The sequence below is a fragment of the Methanocalculus natronophilus genome (genome assembly GCF_038751955.1).
GTDB classification, from domain to species: domain Archaea; phylum Halobacteriota; class Methanomicrobia; order Methanomicrobiales; family Methanocorpusculaceae; genus Methanocalculus; species Methanocalculus natronophilus.
In genome coordinates this window covers 1-539 of record NZ_JBCEXH010000116.1, presented here as the reverse complement: position 1 = coordinate 539, position 539 = coordinate 1, and the positions used below count along the sequence as shown (strand labels likewise).

Here is a 539-nt window from a genome sequence, read left to right as displayed (position 1 = left end):
GGTTAAAAGAATACTTACAAGCGTTAGATGAAATCAATGTAGATGCGATTATTTGTGCATCTCCTGCAGTGATTGATGTGGCTAGAAACCATACAAACTTAGAAATTCATGTCTCTACCCAACAATCAATCACGAATTCTAAAGCGATTGATTTTTGGTATAAGCGCGATGTAAAAAGAGTCGTCTTAGCGAGAGAAGTTTCTTTAGATGAACTATCTATATTAAAACAAAATACTAAAGCCGATTTAGAAGTGTTTATTCACGGGGGTATGTGTGTTTCTTATTCTGGAAAATGCACCCTTTCAAATTCAATGACGGATCGCGATGCCAATCGCGGTGGATGTGCGCATTCATGTCGATGGAACTATGATCTTATAGAAAACGAAGAAAAGATAAACGAAGATACGCCATTTTCAATGGCCTCTAAAGATCTTCAAAGTGTTCGTTATATCTCTAAGCTCATAGACTTAGGCGTCGATAGTTTAAAAATTGAAGGTAGAATGAAAAGCATTCATTATATTGCTACGGTTGTTAAAACC

1 protein-coding gene is annotated in these 539 nt (G+C 36.2%); it reads left to right on the top strand.

The window, feature by feature from the left end; translation table 11 throughout:
* A partial coding sequence (locus ABCO64_RS10770) for a peptidase U32 family protein (RefSeq protein ID WP_343089477.1) occupies window positions 1-539 on the top strand: 539 nt, incomplete at both ends.